Here is an 18748-nt window from a genome sequence, read left to right as displayed (position 1 = left end):
CTTATCCGGATGGAAAATAATGACAACAGACCGCGCGGCGGGGCGCCACGGGGCACAGCGAAGGCGGTCAGCGCCCGTCGCCATGCGGCCGGCCCGGGCCTTTGCAGGCAAGCATCAGCTGCGCCGCGCTTCCAGCACGCCGCTGACGTCCTTGATCACATTCAAGGCTTTCAGCAACTGCGCCGTCGAGCTGATCTCGGCCGTAAAGGTCATGCGGGCCTGGCCCTTGGCGCTTTGCGTGTTGACGCCGATGACGTTGATTTTTTCACGCGAGAAGATCTCGGAGATATCGCGCAGCAGGCCCTGGCGGTCGCCGGCGAGGATGAAGATGTCGACCGGATACACCGTATCGTGTCCGCCGGTGCTGCCCCACTCCGTGAAAATCACGCGTTCGGGCGCCTTGGCGCGCATTTCCTCGAAATTCTTGCAGGTGGCGCGGTGGATCGAGACGCCCTTGCCGCGCGTGACAAAACCGACGATGCTGTCCGGCGGCGCCGGCTTGCAGCATTTGGCCAGCACCGTCATCAGGCCTTCCGTGCCGACCACCAGCACGCCGGACTTGGCGCCCTGCTCCACGCTGGAGGCGCGGCTTTTGCCGACCAGCACGGCGTCTTCCGGTTCCGCCACTTCGCCATTGTCGTGCAGCGCCTGCTCCACGTGGCGCAGGCTGAATTCATCCTTGCCGACCGACAGGAACAGTTCATCGACCTTGCCAAACCCCAGCTTGTGCGCCAGCGCTTCGAGGTTGACGGCGGTCTTGCCTTCGCGCTGCAAGGATTTTTCCACCAGCGCGCGGCCATGGCCCAGGGTTTCCTGCATGTCGATCGCATGGAACCAGGCGCGGATTTTCGAGCGCGTGCGGGTGCTGACGGCGTAGCCAGCGCTGAGCCAGTCGCGCGACGGCCCGGCCGTGCCCGGCGCGCCCTTGGCGGTGATGATTTCGCAGGTCTGGCCGTTTTTCAGCTGGGTGTTCAGCGGCACCATCACGCCGTCGACCTTGGCGCCGCGGCAACGGTGGCCCACATCGCTGTGCAGGTGGTAGGCAAAGTCGACCGGGGTGGCGCCGACCGGCAGCTCCAGCACGCGCGCCTGCGGCGTCATGACGAAGATGCGGTCGTCCAGGGTGGCGGACTTGAGCTTTTCCACCCATTCACGCTGGATTTCCTCCTGGCCGACGACGGCGTCGGCCACATCGCTCTTCCACGCCAGCAACTGGCGCAGCCAGGCGATCTTTTCGTCGTATTTTTGACCGGCAAAGTTCGAGCCGCCCTCTTCCTTGTAGCGCCAGTGCGCCGCCACGCCGTATTCGGCAAAGCTGTGCATTTCATTGGTGCGGATTTGCACTTCCAGCGGCCGGCTGTCGTCGGCCATCACCACCGTGTGCAGCGACTGGTAGCCGTTCGGTTTCGGGCGCGAGATATAGTCGTCGAATTCCTTCGGGATCGGGGTCCAGATATTGTGCACCACGCCCAGCACCGTGTAGCAGGTCTTCACATCAGCGACGATCACGCGGAACGCGCGCACATCGTACAGCGCCGTGAAGTCCAGCTCCTTGCCGCGCATCTTGTTCCAGATGCTGTAGATATGTTTCGGGCGGCCGAACACTTCGGCCTGGATGCCGGCCGAGGCCAGTTCCGTCTGCAGGCGCAAGATCGCCGAGGAAACAAAACCCTCGCGCATCATGCGCTTTTCTTCCAGCATCTTGGCGATGCGCTTGTAGGCGTCCGGTTCGATGAAGCGGAACGACAAATCCTCCAGTTCCCACTTCAGCTGCCAGATGCCGAGCCGGTTGGCCAGCGGTGCGTACAGGTCCAGGGTTTCCCGGCCGTATTCGCGCGTCATGTCATTGAACAACTTCAATTCCGCAAAATAACGCAGGGTGGTCACGCACGACGCCAGGCGCACCAGCACCACGCGCATGTCCGACGCCATCGCCAGCAGCATCTTGCGCAGGGTTTCCACTTGCGCCACGGCTTGCTGGGCCGCATTCTTGCCGCGCCCACCGGCGCCGCCCGCATGCGAGGTCTGGGTCAGCGCGCGCAGGCGTATCAGCTGGCGCACGCCGGTGGCCAGGTCGCACACCTGCTTGCCGAAGCGCGGTTCGATATCGGCCGCCGTATCGGGTTCGAGCAGGGTCAGCTCGAACATCAGACCGGCAATCCGGGTTTCCGCATCGCTGCGCAGGAACGCGAGGGTGGTGGCCACGCCGATGGCGAAGTCGAGCGCCGGGCGGCCGGCAAAGGTCAGCTTGTCGCCATACGCTTCGGTCGCATAGGCCAGCGCATCGAGCACGCGCGCGCTGTCCGGCGCACTCAGGCCCTCGACCAGTTGTTCCGTGGTGGCGCTATTCGGGGCCGAAGTGGAAACCATGGTGACCTTAGCGTTCTGCAGCGATGATGACGATTTCCACCAACACGGCCGGATTGGCCAGTTTGGCTTCGACGGTGGCGCGCGGCGGCGTGTGGCCCGAGGCGACCCAGTCGTCCCACACTTCGTTCATGCCGGCAAAGTGCTGCATGTCGGCGATATAGATCTGGCACGACAGGATGCAGGTCTTGTCGCTGCCCGCTTCCATCAGGAGGCGGTCGACATGGCCCAGCACTTCGCGGGTCTGGCCGACGATGTCCTGGGTGGTGTCTTCGGCGATCTGGCCAGCCAGGTAAATGGTGCCATTGTGGATGGCGACTTCGGACAGGCGTTTGCCTACGTGCAAGCGGGTAATTTCCATGCTTTTCTTTCTGTTTGTTTCAAAATCGTATGACAAATTCGGTAAAACTTTTACTTGTTCAGCAGGAACTGGCGCGCAATGGCGATCTGATCTTCATGGATAAAGGTCGGCGCATGGCCGACGCCGGCAATTTCCACCAGCTGGGCCTTCGGACCACGCTGCAACATGGCTTGCGCCGTGTCGTGCGTCAGCAGGTCCGATTCGGCGCCGCGCACCAGAAGGGTCGGGCAGCGCACGGCATCGTAGGCGGCCCACAGCATGGCTTCGTCGCGCGCGGCCGATTCCGGCGTGGCCGAACGGAACGGCAGCGCCAGGCCCATATCGTAATGGCGGCGCCAGTAACCGTCCTTGTCCTGGCGCAACACGTCCAGCGCCAGCTTGTGCCATTGCGCCTCCGTGTGCGGGCCGAAACTGGCCGACACGGCGCGCACAAAGGCAGCGCCCTGGTCGAAGGTATCGAAGCGCAGATCCTGGCCGATATAGTCGCCGATGCGCTGCAGGGCTTCCGGCGCCAGGGTCGGGCCGATATCGTTGAGGATCAGCTTGCTGACCGGGCTGTGCGGCAAGGACGCCAGGCCCAGGCCGATCAGGCCACCCATCGAGGTGCCGAACCAGTCCACCGTCTGGCGCTCGCCATAGTCCAGCACGCGCGCCAGCAGGGTCACCATGTCGCTCACATACTGCGGCACGCGGTAGAACTCGGGGTTGGCCAGCCAGCCGGAACGTCCGCGGCCGACCACGTCGGGACAGATCACGCGGTAGTCGCTGGCCATGGCTTGCGCCAGGCTGTCGAAGTCGTCGGCCACGCGCGTGACGCCGTGAGCGCACACCAGCACATTGGGATTGTCGGGCGCACCCCACTCTTTATAGGACATGCTGTGCAAGCCGGCCGGGGAAATGCACTGGACGGACTGGATACGGGCTTCGATCATGCTAATTCCGGTGGTGGAGTCGATGGGAAAACAGCAGCGCGCCGTACCAGGTGACGGGTGCCGCGCGCAAGCCTCTGGCGAAGTGTAGCGCAGCACGGGCAATGCTCCAAGCGCACGGCTGATTTGCTGCGGCGCAGCATGCCCGGTGCGGCTTTCCCATTGTTAAATACCCGATATACAAAATGTGCATATCTGCGGTTATCCACAATTGAGCGGGCGATCCAATGCGCGGATGATCGCATCCATCAACCCGCAAGAGGAGACTTTCCGTGAAAAAACCATTCTATAAAATCCTGTACGTACAGGTGCTGTTCGCCATCGTGGCGGGCGTGCTGCTGGGGGTGTTCTATCCATCGAACGCCGTCGACATGAAGCCGCTCGGCGATGGCTTCATCAAACTCATTAAAATGATCATCGCCCCGGTGATCTTCTGTACCGTGGTATCCGGCATCGCCGGCATGCAGGACGTCAAGAAAATCGGCCGCGTCGGCGGCAAGGCCCTGATCTACTTCGAAGTCGTCTCCACTTTCGCCCTGGCCATCGGCCTGGTCGTTGCCAATGTGCTCAAACCGGGCGCCGGCTTCAACGCCGATCCGGCCCACCTCGACGCCAAGTCGATCGAGCAATACACGCATGCCCAGGGCATGACGACGACCGACTTCGTGATGAACATCATCCCGAAGACCTTCGTTGATGCGTTCGCCAAGGGCGACATCCTGCAAGTGCTGCTGATCGCCATCCTGTTCGGCTTCTCGCTGTCGCTGCTGGGCGAGCGCGGCCGTCCGGTCACCAAGCTGATCGACGAACTGTCGCATGCCATCTTCGGCATGGTCAACATCATCATGAAAGTCGCTCCGATCGGCGCGTTCGGCGCGATGGCTTTCACCATCGGCAAATACGGCCTGGCTTCGCTGATCCCGCTGGCTAAACTGATGGGCTCGTTCTACCTGACCTGCTTCCTGTTCGTCTTCGTGGTACTGGGCCTGATCGCCAAATACACGGGCTTCTCGATTGGCCGCTTCCTGTTGTACATCAAGGAAGAGCTGCTGATCGTGCTGGGCACCAGCTCGTCGGAATCGGCCCTGCCGGCGCTGATGAAGAAACTCGAACGCCTGGGCTGCTCCAAGCCAGTGGTGGGCCTGGTGGTTCCTACCGGCTACTCGTTCAACCTGGACGGCACCAACATCTACATGACCATGGCCGCCCTGTTCGTGGCACAAGCCACCAACACCGAGCTGACGATCTGGCAAGAGCTCACCATCCTGGGCGTGGCGATGCTGACCTCGAAAGGCGCGTCCGGCATCACCGGCGCCGGCTTCATCACCCTGGCCGCCACCCTGGCCGTGGTGCCGACGATTCCAGTGGCCGGCATGGCGCTGATCCTGGGCATCGACCGCTTCATGAGCGAATGCCGTGCGCTGACCAACTTCGTCGGCAACGGCGTGGCGACCATCGTCGTGTCGAAATGGGAAAAAGAACTGGACATGGACAAGCTGCACAGCGAGCTGGCCAATCCGACCCACCCGGCCGATGACACGCTCATCACACCGGCAGTCAGTATCGTGAAGTAATCCTTCACCTGTCAAAAAAGCCCCGCGGATCGCTCCGCGGGGCTTTTTTTATGGCCGCAACATTTGACGAATATCAATTCACAGGAAACGATGCATCAATTTTTTGCTGGATGATCAACGTATCAAAAACATTTAAAGTTGATCCATTCGTCGGCAAACCCATGCATAATCATCCACACAGGATTGCAGCATGACACCGATTCATTTCACCCTTGAATGGAGTACGCCATGTCCACCTTCCCCTCGCCCGCCCTCCTCGCCACTTGGACCCCACGCCTGCTGGGCATCCTGCGCATCATCGCGGGATTCCTGTATCTGCAGCACGGCACGGCTAAGCTGTTCGGCGCGCCGCACGTGGCCATGTTCGATGGCCTGCAGGTGTTCTCGCTGATGGGGGTGGCCGGCATCCTGGAACTGGTGGGCGGCGCTCTGCTGCTGCTGGGCCTGTTCACCCGCCCGGTCGCCTTCATTTTGTCGGGCCAGATGGCGGCCGCCTATTTCATGGCGCATGCGCCGCAAGGCTTCCTGCCGATCCTGAACGGCGGCGAACTGGCGGTGCTGTACAGTTTTATCTTCCTGTATTTCGCGGCGGCGGGTGGCGGCGCGTTCAGCCTGGATGGACTGCGCGGCAAGGCACACAATCGCTGAACTGGATACTGCAAAGCCAGCCTTTATGCGAGAAACACACTCGCTGGAACATGGAAGCGCTTGGCCAGCGCCTTGATTTGCCGGACATTCATTTCTCGCTTGCCACTGAGCAGTTCGGATACCACGCCTTGCGTGCCGATCTCCTGCATGTCCGATTGCGTCAATCCATGTTGCGCCATCAACAGCCGCAAGGTTGCGGCAGGGGGCACTGGTTGCGGCTGAAAATTGGCATCATCATAGTCGCCGATCAGCCCGCCCAGATGATGCGCCAAGGCGGCAAGCGGATGGTGTTCATCTGCGGCACCGGCATCGAGCAAGCCATTCAATACCCGCACCGCCTGCTTGTAAGCGGACTCATCCTGAATCGCGTGCAGCGGCACCAGGGCCGACAGGGCGCGATAATGCTCGGTAATTGCCGCGACTTTCTCGCGATCCATCAGCGCTTCCATGCGTCATACTCCTTGTGTGTCAGGACGTGCCGGATAAACAGCATCTGGCGATTGAAGTGAATCGCCGCGATGATCCGGTACTTATTTCCACCAATATCAAAAACATAGTAATTGCCAACCCGATCGGTCGCATTGCATGCAGACTTCAGATCAGCAAAACCAGCAAATGTCCTGGACTCGATAATTTTTCGCCATACCTGCAGCGGCTCCGACGCCAAGGGATGACTTTCAGAAAAATCCACCAGTGCCTTGTTGGTAACGACGCGCATCGCGGAACCACTCAAGTGTCTTGATGATTCCAGAATATCTCAAATTGAGATTTTCATCAAGCTACCCGATCCGCTGATCGACCGGGCAGCTTGCACGACATCAGAAACGGCTGCTCAGCTGCACATATACCGTACGCGGCTGGGCCACGTATTTGCCGAGGTTGTTATCGTCGAACGAGCGCGTGTAGTAGCGCTGGTCGAACAGGTTTTTCACGCCCAGGCTCAGGCGAAACGCGGCCGGCAGGCTGGCGATGTCGACGCTGCCGCGCGCGGCCCACACGCCATAGCCGGGGATGCGGCCATTGTTGCCGGCCGCGTTTTCCGTCACGGTATTGGCGCTGTCCGCGTATTGCCCGCCTTCGAACATGCCGTCGACGCTGGCGCTCCACTTGCCGGCCTGGTAGCCGATGCCTGCCGTCCCCTTGTGGCGCGGCGAGAACGGCACCTGCTTGCCGAAGTTGGGGCCGTCTTCCTTGATGGCGGCGTCGACCAGGGCATAGCTGGCGTAGACATTCACGCCGCCGCCCAGCTCGTACTGCACGCTGCTTTCCAGGCCGCGGTGACGTGTCTTGCCGCGCGCATACACGCTATTGTTCTGCTGGTTGCTTTCGTACTGGTTGCTGAAACGGATCAGGAACAGATTGGCGTCAACACGCAGGCCGCCTTGCTGGTAGCGCGTGCCCACTTCCCATGAGCGGGCCTTTTCCGGCTCGGCGCCGCCACTGCTCACGGCATTGGCCATTTTGCTGTACTGCACCGTGCCAAATGAACTGTCGCCGCTGGCATACAGATTCCAGGCGTCATTGACGTGATAGATGGCGCTCAGCGCCGGCAACAGCACATTGTAGTTGCCGCCATCGCGCTTGGCCGTCAGGTTGTTTTCCTGGTACGACCGGATGCGCTCGTTGCGCAGGCCCGGCGTGACGGTCCAGTTGCCGATATCGATACGGTCGTCGATGAACAGCGCATGGGCGCGCGTGCTGCCCGAGGTGTCGCGGTCAACCGGGCTGCTTTCGGTCGGCAGAACGCCGCCCGTCTTCAGGCGCCAGTAACGCAGTTCGTGGCTGGACTCGTCGACAAAGCGGTGGCCGACGCCGATTTCATGGCGCACCTGGCCCGCGCGAAACGCTTGCGCGTAGCGCGTTTCCACGCCGCGCACCGTGTAATTGCGCGGCGACAGGGTCAGGTTGCGGCCCTGGTCCAGGTAGCCGCTGCGCAAGGTATCCGTATAGAACGCCTGCATCGTGAACTGGCGTTGGCGGTCGGGCTTGTATTCGTAGCTCAGGCTGGCCAGGTTGCGGCGGCCCCAGAAATTGTCGTACGGGCGCGTTGATTGATACGGGTCGCGCGCGAAGGCGGCCGTCGTCAAGCCGCCCGGCATCTCGGCTTCGCCGTCATAGCGCTGCAGCATGGCGGTGACGCTGCTGGCGCCATCGATCCGGTAGCGTCCCTTCAGGATCAGGTCGTCGATTTTGGTGTCGCTGTGTTCGCGCCAGTCGCTGCCGCGCACGCCGCTGTACAAAATCGCGCCGCCCAGGCCGTTGTCCAAAGTACCCCCGAGCATCGCGCTGGTGTGGGTCTTGATGCTGTCGCTGGACGACGAGGGGCTTTGCTCGGCCTGCACGCTGACCTCGGCGCCGGCTGTTTCCGGAATCGCGCGCGTGACGAAGTTGACGATGCCGCCCACGTTTTGCGGACCATAGCGCACGGCGCCGCCGCCGCGCACCACGTCGACCGCATCCATATTGCCCATCGAAACCGGCGCGAACGACAGCTGCGGCTGGCCATAGGGCGCGAACGGCACCGGGATGCGGTCCATCAGGACGGTCGAGCGGGCCGCCAGGCGCGGATTGAGGCCGCGCACGCCGAAATTCAAGGCCATGTCGTGGCTGCCGGTGCCATTGTTGGCGGGCGCCGAGACGCCTGGTATGCAGTTGAGCACGTCACGCGCATCGGTCGCGCCCAGGCGCACGATCTGGTCGCGCCCCACCACGTCGCGCGCGCCGCCATGTTCAAAGCTGGAGTGCGCATCGGGCCGGGCCAGCCAGTTGCCGACCACGGTGATGACCGCCATGGCCTGCTCGCGCGATGGTGCGGCCTGGACGCGCAATACATAACTGCCCGGCGCGCGCAGCATCGCTTCCAGGCCGCTGCCGGCCAGCAGCAGCTGCAAGCCTTGCGCCGGCGTATGGCTGCCGCTCAATGCCGGCGCGTGCTTGCCGTCGGTCAGGCTGGCATTGGCCGACAAGGCGATCCCCGCCTCGCCGGCAAAACGGCTCAGGACGGTGCTCAGTGGGCCGGCGGGCAAGTTGTACTGGCGCACAAGGCCAGCATCGGCCACCTGCAAGGTGGCAGACGGTTGCACGGCAACGGCTGGCAGCGCCAGCAGGGCAAGATGGATGGTCAGGGCCAATTGGCGGCGTGGAGCGATACGGGATGACATGGGGTCCTTTCAGTTGAGATCAGCTTTCTCCTGTTTGCCAATCGAGCGCTGAAAAGCGGAACTCCCTTTGCAAAAATATTTTCAGGGCGGCGCGTCGCGGGCCGCAATCGTCACCCACCACGGCATCGTGCGCTGCACGCGCACCGGCAGGCTCGCTTCGAGCATGGCCAGGATGGCGTCCTGGTCATCGAGCGGATAAGCGCCCACCAGCCGCAAGCCAGCCACTTGCGGATCGCAGCCCAGGTGGCCGTGCCGGTAGCGCGCCAATTCCTGCACGAAGTCCGCCAGGCGCATGTTATCGGCCAGCAGCATGCGGCGCGTCCAGGCCGGCGCCGCCACGCCCTCGGCTGCCGGCGCGGCAACCCGGTTGGCGTCAAATTGGGTCAACTGGCCGGCCGGTATCACGACGGGCCGGCCATGGCGCGGCGTGATTTCCACCGCGCCCTGCTGCACGGCCAGCCAGGTGCGCCCGGCGGCTTGCCGCACCTCGAAACGCGTGCCCAGCGCGCGCAGGCTGCCCTGCGCCGTGCGCACCAGCAACGGGCGCGCCGGCTGCACGGTATCGGCGGCGGTGCTGAGCTCGATGCGCCCCTGGCGCAGCACGATGCGGCGCGCGCTGGCGCCGTAATCGATGTCGACCACGGTATCCGTATCGAGCTGCAACTCGCCGCCGTCAGGCAAGCGCAGCCGGCGTAGCTGGCCGATGCCGCTGGCATGGCTGCCGGTGCCTGCCAGTACGCCGCCCGGCTGCTCATCGTCGCGCCACCACAGCGCCAGGCCGCCCACGGCCGCGACCAGCATGGCGGCAAAGGCGCGCCGGCCCTGTGCCGGACTGCCGGCAAGCGCGGCGCGGGCGCCATGCGCCGACAGCGGCGGCAGGCCGCGAAACTGCCCGCTGATCGCCTGCACCTGGCGCCAGGTGTCGGCATTGCGCGGATCGGCGTCCAGCCAGCGCTGCCATTTGGCGCGCTCGGCCTCGCCCGCCTCGCTGGACTCGAGCAGGGCAAACCATTCGGCCGCCTGTTGCAGGATGATGTAATGGTCGCGCGGGGGCGTGGCGGCGTGCATCAGGCCTCCTGCTGCAGGCACAGGCACTGCAACATGGCTTGCGCCATGTATTTGCGCACCATGCGTTCGGAGACGCCCAGTTCAAGGGCGATCTCGGCATAGCTGTTGCCGTCGAGCTGATGCAGGAGGAAGGCGCGGCGCGCCTTGTGCGGCAAGCGCGCCAGCATGGCGTCGAGCTGCTGCAGCGCTTCGAGCACCAGCAGGCGCTCTTCCGGTGATGGCGCCAGGGCCTCGGGCAGGCCGGCCAGCGCGTCCAGGTAGGCGCGTTCGATATCGAGGCGGCGCCAGTGATTGACGGCCAGGCCGTGCGCGATGGTGCGCAGATAAGCGCGCGGCTGCAGCAGGGTCAGGCCGGCGCGGCCCGCCAGCACGCGCAAGAAAGTGTCATGCGCCAGGTCGGCCGCCAGGTGGCTGGAACCGAGTTTGTGGCGCAGCCACGACAGCAGCCAGCCATGATGTTCGCCATACAGCCGCCCCACGGCGTCGCCGTGCTGGACATCGGTGTCTGGGAAAGGCTTGCTGGCAGGCATGAGAGCGGACTGCCTGGGGGCGAGTCGATAATAAATGAGAAGCATTCTCATTATCGAGCAAATCCCCGCTGACTGCAAGCCAGGGGCGCCCAAAAGCAAACGGCGGACATCGCTGTCCGCCGCTATTTTTTTACATGAAGCGGGGTATTACACAGCCGACACGTCCAGTTCCGCACCGGTGGCGGCCTGGATTTGCTCCTTGGTCACGCCGGGCGCCAGCTCGACCAGTTTCAGGCCGTTTTCCGTCACGTCGATCACGCCCAGGTCGCTGATGATGACGTCGACCACGCCCACGCCCGTCAGCGGCAGGTCGCACTGTTTCAGCAGCTTGTGCGACGTCGTGCCATCCTTGGCGGTGGCCACGTGTTCCATCAGCACCACCACGCGCTTGACGCCGGCCACCAGGTCCATCGCGCCGCCCATGCCCTTGACCATCTTGCCTGGAATCATCCAGTTCGCCAGGTCGCCTTTTTCCGACACCTGCATGGCGCCGAGGATGGCCAGGTTGATCTTGCCGCCACGGATCATGCCGAAGGAATCGGCCGAGCTGAAGTAGGCCGCGCCCGGCAAGGCCGTGACGGTCTGCTTGCCGGCGTTGATCAGGTCGGCATCGACCTCCTCGTCGGTGGGAAACGGGCCGATGCCCAGCAAGCCGTTTTCCGACTGCAGGAACACTTCGATATTCTCAGGCACATAATTGGCCACCAGGGTCGGCAAGCCGATGCCCAGGTTCACATAAAAACCATCCTGCAATTCTTTCGCGGCACGCGCCGCCATTTCATCACGAGTCCAAGCCATGTCTATCTCCGTTGTCTTTTTTATGCTTCGGTGCGCACGGTGCGCTGCTCGATGCGTTTTTCCGGGGTCGCGTTGACGACGATGCGGTGCACGAAGATGCTCGGCGTATGCACGTCGTCCGGATCGATCTCGCCCACTTCGACCAGTTTTTCCACTTCGACGATGGTGATCTTGCCGGCCATCGCCACGTTCGGGTTGAAGTTGCGCGCCGTCTTGCGGTACACCAGGTTGCCGGCGCGGTCGGCCATGTAGGCTTTCACCAGCGACACATCGGCCACCAGGCTGCGCTCCATCACGTATTGCTCGCCGTCGAATTCACGCAGTTCCTTGCCGTCGGCGACGATGGTGCCGACGCCGGTCTTGGTGAAGAAGGCCGGGATGCCGGCGCCGCCGGCGCGCAGTTTTTCCGCCAGGGTACCCTGCGGCGTGAATTCCAGTTCCAGTTCGCCGGCCAGGTACTGGCGCGCGAATTCCTTGTTTTCGCCCACGTAGGAGGCGATCATCTTCTTGATCTGGCGCGTGGTGAGCAGCTGGCCCAGGCCGAAGCCGTCGACGCCGGCATTGTTGGAAATGGCGGTCAAGCCGGTCACGCCGGAATCGCGCAGGGCTTCGATCAGGGCTTCGGGTATGCCGCACAGGCCGAAGCCGCCGACGGCAATGGTCTGGCCGTCCTGGACGATGCCTGCCAACGCCGCAGCGGCGTCAGGATAAACTTTGTTCATGGGTGTCCCTCTGGTGTGTTTGAGTTTTTTGTGAAATTCTTTGCCGCATCTTGGCATGCGTCTGTGACGCCTGCAGCGACTCAGCATAAAATACGCCGGTCGAAAGTACAATACCGTAGAACTACCGGCGCCGTGCCATGCTTCCCCCTGTGAGAGTGATCCCCGTCAGATGAATGCCGCGCCCGCCGTCGACTACGAAAGCATCTTCCTGCACGCGCCGGTCGGCATGTGCATGTCGGAGAACCGCATCATGCGCAGCTGCAACGAAGCGCTGGCGGCCATGTTCGGCTACACGCGCGCCCAGCTCGATGGCCAGTCCTTCGAAGTACTCTACCCTACCCACGATGAATTCCTGCGCACCGGTGAGCGCATCATTCCCATCATGAACGCCAAAGGGCGCTACTCGGACGAGCGCATCATGCGCCGCAACGATGACGAACTGTTCTGGTGCCATGTGACGGGCCACGCCATGCTGCCGGGCCAGCCGCTGGGGGCCGGCATCTGGACCTTCGAGGATGTCAGCGAACAACGCCCCGTAACGGCGCAGCTGACGCCGCGCGAGCGTGAAATCGCCGCGCTGCTGGTGGAGGGCAAGACCAGCAAGCTGATCGCCCGCCAGATCGATCTCAGCCCGCGCACGGTGGAAATGCACCGCGCCAAGCTGATGCGCAAGTTTGCCGCCTCGACCTCATCGGAACTGGTGCACAAGCTGGTGGGACTGCGCTGGCAACCTTAAAAAGCCGTCATGCCGCCGTCGGCCGAGATGATCGCGCCATTGATGAAGTGCGAATCCTCGCCAGCGAGCAATAACAGCAAGCCATCGAGATCTTCCGGCTTGCCCGGCCGTTTATTGGGCAGCATCTGGATCAGCTTCTGGCCCTGCTCGGTGGCAAAATAATCCTCGTTGATCTCGGTAGAAATATAGCCCGGGCAAATGGCGTTGGTGTTGATGCCATACTTGCCCCATTCCGCCGCCATGGCGCGCGTCATGTGCACCATGCCGGCCTTGCTCATGCAATACACGCCGATCTGCGGCAGCACCTGCAGGCCCGCCATCGAGGCGATATTGATGATGCGGTGCTGTTTCTTCGGGTCGCCCTTGGCGCGCGCGATCATGCGCTTGGCCGTTTGCTGGGCCACGAAGAAGGAACCGCGCAAATTGGTGTCCATCACGAACGAGTAATCTTCCGGCGTGACGTCGACCAGGCGCTGGGTGGTCGACACGCCGGAATTGTTGACCAGGATATCGATCGGCCCCGCCTCCGTTTCCGCGTGGGCGATGGCCGACTTGATGCTGGCAAAGTCGGTCACGTCGAGCGCCACCACGTGGGCGGCGCCGCCGTCGGCCTCGATCTCGGCGCGCAGTTCCTTCAGGCGCTCGGTGCGGCGCGAGGCCAGCACGACCTGGGCGCCGGCCTGCGCCAGCACTTTCGCAAAGCGCGCACCGAGGCCGCTGGAGGCGCCGGTAATCAGGGCGATCTTGCCCTCGAAATTGACTTCTATGCCCACGGGCTACTCCTGTTTTGTTTTGAATAACACTTTATCGCTGGCATGGTCAACCGGACAAGTTCCTGCCGGCCACGGCTGGGCTAAAGTAAACGCCATCATTACACAAAATGCCCGGATTTAGATTGCGGCGAGGGGCATTGTCACGCAAAATGGCGCCAAAGTTGCAATCCGCGCCAAAAACAAGCACACTCGTGCTTAAATTTATCCGCGATTCCCGCTCACCGAATTCAGTAACCATAAAACGAGACCATGACACAGCCAAATAATTTAATCGAACAGTACGGACCGCGCGAGGCCATGGAGTATGACGTGGTGATCGTCGGCGGTGGCCCGGCCGGCCTGGCCGCCGCCATCCGCCTGAAACAGCTGGCCGCCGAAAAAAGCCAGGAAGTGTCGGTCTGCGTGCTGGAAAAAGGCGGCGAACTGGGCGCCCATATCCTGTCGGGCGCCATCATGGATCCGAAGGCCCTGACCGAACTGATCCCGAACTGGAAGGAACTGGGCGCGCCATTGAACACGGCCGTGACCGAAGACCGCATCCTGTTCCTGACCGAAACCAAGGCCATCAAGACGCCGAACTTCGCCGTGCCGGCCTGCTTCGAGAACCACGGCAACTACATCGTCTCGCTGGGCAATGTGGTGCGCTGGCTGGGCCAGCAGGCGGAAAACCTGGGAGTGGAAATCTTCCCGGGCTTCCCGGCCGCCGAGATTTTGTACAATGAAGACGGTTCCGTCAAAGGCGTGGCGACCGGCAACATGGGCGTCAAGCGCGACGGTGAACCTGGCCCCGACTTCCAGCTGGGCATGGAATTGCACGCCAAGTACACCCTGTTCGCCGAAGGCGCGCGCGGCCACCTGGGCAAGCAGCTGATGGCCAGGTATAACCTGAACGCCGGCAAGGACCCGCAATCGTACGGCATCGGCATCAAGGAACTGTGGGAAATCGACCCCGCCCAGCACCAGCCGGGCCTGGTGATCCACTCGACCGGCTGGCCGCTGGATGCGAAAACCTACGGCGGCTCGTTCCTGTATCACCTGGAAAACAACCAGGTGATGGTCGGCTATGTGGTCGGCCTGAACTACGAAAACCCGTATTTGTCGCCATACGAGGAATTCCAGCGCTATAAAACCCATCCGGAAATCCGCAAGTTCTTCGAAGGCGGCAAGCGCATCTCGTACGGCGCGCGCGCGATCACGGCCGGCGGCCTGCAGTCGCTGCCGAAACTGGTGTTTGCCGGCGGCGCGCTGATCGGCTGCGATGCGGGCTTCCTGAACATGAGCCGCATCAAGGGCAGCCACGCCGCCATCAAGAGCGGCATGCTGGCGGCCGAAGCGGCGTTTGGCGCACTGGGCGAGCAGCGCCAGCACGACGAACTGGCCAGCTATCCGGTCGCGTTTGAACAATCCTGGCTGCATGAAGAGCTGCACGTGGCGCGCAACGTCAAGCCATGGCTGTCGAAAGGCCTGTACCTGGGCAGCCTGATGACGGGCATCGACCAGATCATCTTCCGCGGCAAGGCGCCGTGGACCCTGCACCACACGCATGGCGACCACGAATGCCTGAAACCGGCGGCACAGTCGAAAAAGATCGTGTATCCGAAACCGGACGGCAAGCTGACCTTCGACAAGATGTCGTCGGTGTTCATCTCGAACACCAACCACGCGGAAGACCAGCCTATCCACCTGACCCTGAAAAACGCCAGCGTGCCGGTCGACGTCAACCTGGCCACGTATGCGGGTCCGGAGGCGCGCTACTGTCCGGCCGGGGTCTACGAATTCGTCAAAAACGACGACGGCGCCGAACGCCTGCAGATCAATGCACAGAACTGCGTGCACTGTAAAACCTGCGACATCAAGGATCCGACGCAAAATATCGTCTGGGTCACGCCGGAGGGCGGCGGCGGGCCGAATTATCCGAATATGTAAGCACTGTCGCAGCAAGCTGCGGTAACATGGCGTGGACACCTGATGGTCTCCACGCCATTTTTCGTTGTGGCCCGTGATCAGACTTCTGCAGAACAGTTTCTCGATTGCACTGCCAACAGTTACAATTGACACTCGCCCCATTCCATCGCCCAGTCATGCACGCCAACGATATTGCCGCAGTCCCATTCAGTGCCGAGCAACAACCCTCGCAACAGGACCTCGATCAACTCGTGGCGCTGTACGAGCGCGGCGATGCGGTACAACTGGAAAGCGCCACGCGCGCGCTGCTCGATCGCCATCCGGCGTCGGCCTTCGCCTGGAGCGTGCTGGCGGTGGCTTTGCAAGCGCAAGGTCAGGACCCCCTGCCCGCCCTGCTGAAAACCGTCGAACTGGCGCCGGACGATGCCGAATCACAGCTGCATCTGGGCAATGCCTATCTGGCCAGCGGCCAGCTTGACCTGGCGCTGGCCAGCTTCATGCGCGCGCTGGAGATTGCGCCCGGCTTTGCCGAGGCATTGAGCCGCTTGGGCGATGTGCTGCAGGCGCAGGGCCATTTGAAGGAAGCCGGGGAGTGCTATCGCGGTGCGCTGGAGATGGAACCAAAGCTGGCCGTGGCGTATTTGGGCAAGGGTGATATCCACTACGCGCAGCGGCAATTCCAGCTTGCAGAGGCGAGTTACCGGGAAGCCTTGGCGCTGGCACCAGATGCTTCCGAGCTGCACCGCAAGCTGGCCGACGTCAGCGTGGAACTGAACCGGCCCGAGCAAGCCATCGAACGTTATGGCGCGGCGTTGCTGGCTGATCCTGCCAATGCCATGGCCCACGGTGGGCTGGGCAATGTGTTATTCAGGCTAGGCCGCCACCAGCAGGCGGAAGCCAGCTATCGCGCCGCTACCGGACACACCACGGCAATTGCTGCGCATCACCATGGGCTGGCTCGCAGCCTGCATGCACGGGGCCAGACCGAAGCGGCTGAAGCGGCATACCGGCACGCCATCGAAATGAACCCAACGGTTGCCGCGCCGATGCTGCACTACGCCGATCTGCTGCGCGAAACCCGCCGCAAAGAAGTGGCGATTGCCGTCTACCGGGCGGCGCTGTTGCTGGAACCTGGCAATATCGATACGATAAACAATTTGGGCATGGCGTTGCAGGACGACGGCCAACTGGATCAGGCGCTGGCTTCGTTTCAGCAAGTGCTGGCCATCGCGCCCGAGAATCCGATCAGCCATAATAATATCGCTGCCATCCTGAATGCCATGGGCCAGCCGGAGGCAGCTTTGGCGAGCTCCCGGCGCGCCGTGAAACTGGGTCCCAAAGTCGCTTCCACACATTTCAACCTGGCGACTTGCCTGATGGAAGCGGCGCGCTTGAGTGACGCACTGAGGAGCTTTGAAACGGTGGTCAAGCTGGAGCCGGACAACCGCCGGGCGCATGTCAACATCGGTTCCACCCTGGTCAGACTGGGTCGCATCGACGACGCGATCAGTCACATCCGCACTGTGCTCAAGGTTCATCCGGACTGGAATGAACAACACAGCAACCTGCTGTTCAACCTCACACATAGCCCGAACGTGAAGGCCGCAGACCTGTTTGCTGAACACTTGCGCTACGCTGAGCAATTCGAAGCTCCGCTGCGCGCATCCTGGCCGCAACACAGCAATGTGCGGGACCCAGAACGGCGCCTTCGGGTTGGCATCGTTTCGGCAGACCTGTACAACCACGCCGTGGCCAGTTTCATTACACCCATGCTGGAGCACCTTGCCGATTCGCCACATCTGGAAATGGTGGCATACGCCAACAGCTTCCATGATGATATGGTCAGCCGGCATTTGCACAGTCTGTTCAGCATCTGGCGTCAAGTCGAAAAATTGACCCATGAGGAGCTGGCACAGTTAATCATGAGCGACAAGATCGACGTTCTGATCGACCTGTCCGGCCATACCGGCTTCAACCGCCTGCCAACCTTTGCGCGCAAGCCGGCGCCGCTGCAGCTGACCTGGATCGGCTATCCAGGCACCACCGGCTTGCAGGCGATGGATTATTTCCTCACAGATCGCTATTATTCCCCGCCCGGCACCCTTGATGATCAGTTCACGGAGAAGCTGCTGCGCTTGCCCGCTTGCGCACCCTTCCTGCCGTCGCCCGAGGCGCCGCCCATCAGTCCGGCGCCCTCGATCGCGAACGGTCACATCACGTTCGGTAGTTTCAACCGGGCCGGCAAACTGAGCCGCGAAGTCATCGCCCGCTGGTCCGCCTTGCTGCGCATGGTGCCCGAGGCAAACATGCTACTGGCGGCGATGCCCAACAAGCAGACCAGCGACAGGCTGCGCTCGTGGTTTGCCCGCGAGGGCATCGCCGCGAGCCGGCTGACGTTTCATGGCTACACCAATCTCCACGATTATCTGGCATTGCACAGCCAGGTCGATCTCTGCCTCGACACCTACCCGTACACCAGCGGCACCACCGGCTTTCACGCCTTGTGGATGGGCGTGCCCACTCTGACCATGGTCGGCCCCACCCTGCCAGGCTACGTCAGCGCCGCCATCCTGTCGCATGCGGGATTGCACGATTTCATCGCCCACGGCGAAGAAGACTTCCTGTCCAAGGGAGTGGCGCACGCCAGCGATCCCGGCCGGCTTGCCGGGATGCGCCTGGAAATGCGCGAACGGATGCGCAACGCAGCCAACGGGCGCCCGGACGAGATTGCACGGAGGCTGGAAGTCGCCCTGCGTCATATGTGGCAACGCTGGTGCGCAGGATTGCCCCCGATCTCGTTCGCTGTCGATGGACAAGCGATAATTGAACAAACGGCTGAGGAGTGAGGGGATGATCATGCACAACGTAAGAATCGCTGCCATTGCATATCATTTACCTGTGGCAACTCTCGACAATAGCGTCCTTGCGCAAATTTTTCCTGATTGGCCAGCACAAAAAATTGTCGACAAGACCTGCATCACTCAGCGCCACATTTCAGCTCCCGACGAAACGGCGGGCGACCTTGAATTTGCGCTCCCTCTCCTTTTTTTTTGACTCCAGTGATATAGATCACGATTCAGTTTATTTCATGACACAGCATACGCAAATATTGGATGGCTTTCTGCCAACCATTGCCTGGATGCTGACAAAGTCTCCCAGCCTGCCTGTCCTGTGCA

General features: G+C 62.2%; 17 protein-coding genes. 6 read left to right on the top strand and 11 right to left on the bottom strand.

Annotated elements, in window-relative coordinates; translation table 11 throughout:
* Positions 1-114: 114 nt before the first annotated feature.
* The 3 genes from Q8L25_RS16695 to Q8L25_RS16685 are packed head-to-tail and all read right to left on the bottom strand — an operon-like array spanning position 115 to position 3660.
* On the bottom strand, positions 115-2370 hold the full coding sequence (locus tag Q8L25_RS16695) for a bifunctional (p)ppGpp synthetase/guanosine-3',5'-bis(diphosphate) 3'-pyrophosphohydrolase (RefSeq protein WP_308920428.1): 2256 nt from the start codon (positions 2368-2370) through the stop codon (positions 115-117).
* 7 nt (positions 2371-2377) lie between these two features.
* Positions 2378-2728 carry a RidA family protein gene (locus Q8L25_RS16690; protein ID WP_308920427.1) on the bottom strand — a complete coding sequence of 117 codons (351 nt, stop codon included), beginning with the start codon at positions 2726-2728 and terminating at the stop codon, positions 2378-2380.
* Between the two features lie 50 nt (positions 2729-2778).
* A complete protein-coding gene (locus Q8L25_RS16685) occupies positions 2779-3660 on the bottom strand; it encodes an alpha/beta hydrolase (protein WP_308920426.1) in 882 nt (293 codons plus the stop codon).
* Positions 3661-3929: 269 nt separating this feature from the next.
* Between Q8L25_RS16685 and Q8L25_RS16680 the strand changes: the two genes are divergently transcribed.
* Both Q8L25_RS16680 and Q8L25_RS16675 read left to right on the top strand, forming a co-directional pair.
* Positions 3930-5231, top strand: coding sequence for a dicarboxylate/amino acid:cation symporter (locus Q8L25_RS16680; protein ID WP_308920425.1), 1302 nt, complete (start codon positions 3930-3932; stop codon positions 5229-5231).
* A gap of 228 nt (positions 5232-5459) precedes the next feature.
* Positions 5460-5879: a DoxX family protein gene (locus tag Q8L25_RS16675; RefSeq protein WP_308920424.1), complete on the top strand. Its 420-nt coding sequence runs from the start codon at positions 5460-5462 to the stop codon at positions 5877-5879.
* Between the two features lie 23 nt (positions 5880-5902).
* On the opposite strand, the gene Q8L25_RS16670 is transcribed toward Q8L25_RS16675, so the two are convergent.
* The 7 genes from Q8L25_RS16670 to Q8L25_RS16640 all read right to left on the bottom strand — a co-directional run bounded on the left by Q8L25_RS16670 (position 5903) and on the right by Q8L25_RS16640 (position 12158).
* Entirely contained in the window at positions 5903-6328 is a 426-nt protein-coding gene (locus Q8L25_RS16670; RefSeq protein ID WP_308920423.1) for a transcriptional regulator, read from the bottom strand.
* On the bottom strand, positions 6316-6597 hold the full coding sequence (locus Q8L25_RS16665; protein ID WP_308920422.1) for a type II toxin-antitoxin system HigB family toxin: 282 nt from the start codon (positions 6595-6597) through the stop codon (positions 6316-6318). Before Q8L25_RS16665 ends, Q8L25_RS16670 begins: the two co-directional genes overlap by 13 nt.
* A 100-nt stretch (positions 6598-6697) precedes the next feature.
* Positions 6698-9040, bottom strand: a complete 2343-nt coding sequence (gene fecA, locus Q8L25_RS16660) for a TonB-dependent Fe(3+) dicitrate receptor FecA (protein WP_308920421.1) — start codon at positions 9038-9040, stop codon at positions 6698-6700.
* An 81-nt stretch (positions 9041-9121) separates the two neighbouring features.
* Entirely contained in the window at positions 9122-10108 is a 987-nt protein-coding gene (locus tag Q8L25_RS16655; protein WP_308920420.1) for a FecR family protein, read from the bottom strand.
* On the bottom strand, positions 10108-10638 hold the full coding sequence (locus tag Q8L25_RS16650; RefSeq protein WP_308920419.1) for a sigma-70 family RNA polymerase sigma factor: 531 nt from the start codon (positions 10636-10638) through the stop codon (positions 10108-10110). Before Q8L25_RS16650 ends, Q8L25_RS16655 begins: the two co-directional genes overlap by 1 nt.
* A gap of 147 nt (positions 10639-10785) precedes the next feature.
* The gene (locus tag Q8L25_RS16645; RefSeq protein WP_308920418.1) at positions 10786-11436 is read right to left on the bottom strand and encodes a CoA transferase subunit B; all 651 of its coding nucleotides are present in this window, start codon (positions 11434-11436) and stop codon (positions 10786-10788) included.
* Between the two features lie 20 nt (positions 11437-11456).
* Complete coding sequence (locus Q8L25_RS16640; protein ID WP_308920417.1) at positions 11457-12158, bottom strand: CoA transferase subunit A; 702 nt, start codon at positions 12156-12158, stop codon at positions 11457-11459.
* Positions 12159-12327: 169 nt separating this feature from the next.
* Between Q8L25_RS16640 and Q8L25_RS16635 the strand changes: the two genes are divergently transcribed.
* Positions 12328-12894 (top strand): LuxR C-terminal-related transcriptional regulator, encoded by a 567-nt coding sequence (locus tag Q8L25_RS16635; RefSeq protein ID WP_308920416.1) that lies wholly within the window; start codon positions 12328-12330, stop codon positions 12892-12894.
* Here the strand turns inward: Q8L25_RS16635 and Q8L25_RS16630 are convergent.
* Positions 12891-13667 carry an SDR family oxidoreductase gene (locus Q8L25_RS16630; protein ID WP_308920415.1) on the bottom strand — a complete coding sequence of 259 codons (777 nt, stop codon included), beginning with the start codon at positions 13665-13667 and terminating at the stop codon, positions 12891-12893. The genes Q8L25_RS16635 and Q8L25_RS16630 overlap by 4 nt on opposite strands.
* Before the next feature lie 249 nt (positions 13668-13916).
* On the opposite strand from Q8L25_RS16630, the gene Q8L25_RS16625 reads away from it, so the two are divergent.
* From Q8L25_RS16625 to Q8L25_RS16615, 3 genes are all read left to right on the top strand, one after another.
* Entirely contained in the window at positions 13917-15593 is a 1677-nt protein-coding gene (locus Q8L25_RS16625; RefSeq protein ID WP_308920414.1) for an electron transfer flavoprotein-ubiquinone oxidoreductase, read from the top strand.
* Between the two features lie 155 nt (positions 15594-15748).
* Complete coding sequence (locus Q8L25_RS16620) at positions 15749-18418, top strand: tetratricopeptide repeat protein (protein WP_308920413.1); 2670 nt, start codon at positions 15749-15751, stop codon at positions 18416-18418.
* Between the two features lie 4 nt (positions 18419-18422).
* Positions 18423-18626: a hypothetical protein gene (locus Q8L25_RS16615; RefSeq protein WP_308920412.1), complete on the top strand. Its 204-nt coding sequence runs from the start codon at positions 18423-18425 to the stop codon at positions 18624-18626.
* The last annotated feature ends 122 nt before the right edge of the window (positions 18627-18748 follow it).

The organism is Janthinobacterium sp. J1-1 (assembly GCF_030944405.1).
Taxonomy (GTDB): Bacteria; Pseudomonadota; Gammaproteobacteria; order Burkholderiales; family Burkholderiaceae_D; genus Janthinobacterium.
This window is presented reverse-complemented; position numbering and strand designations above follow the sequence as displayed.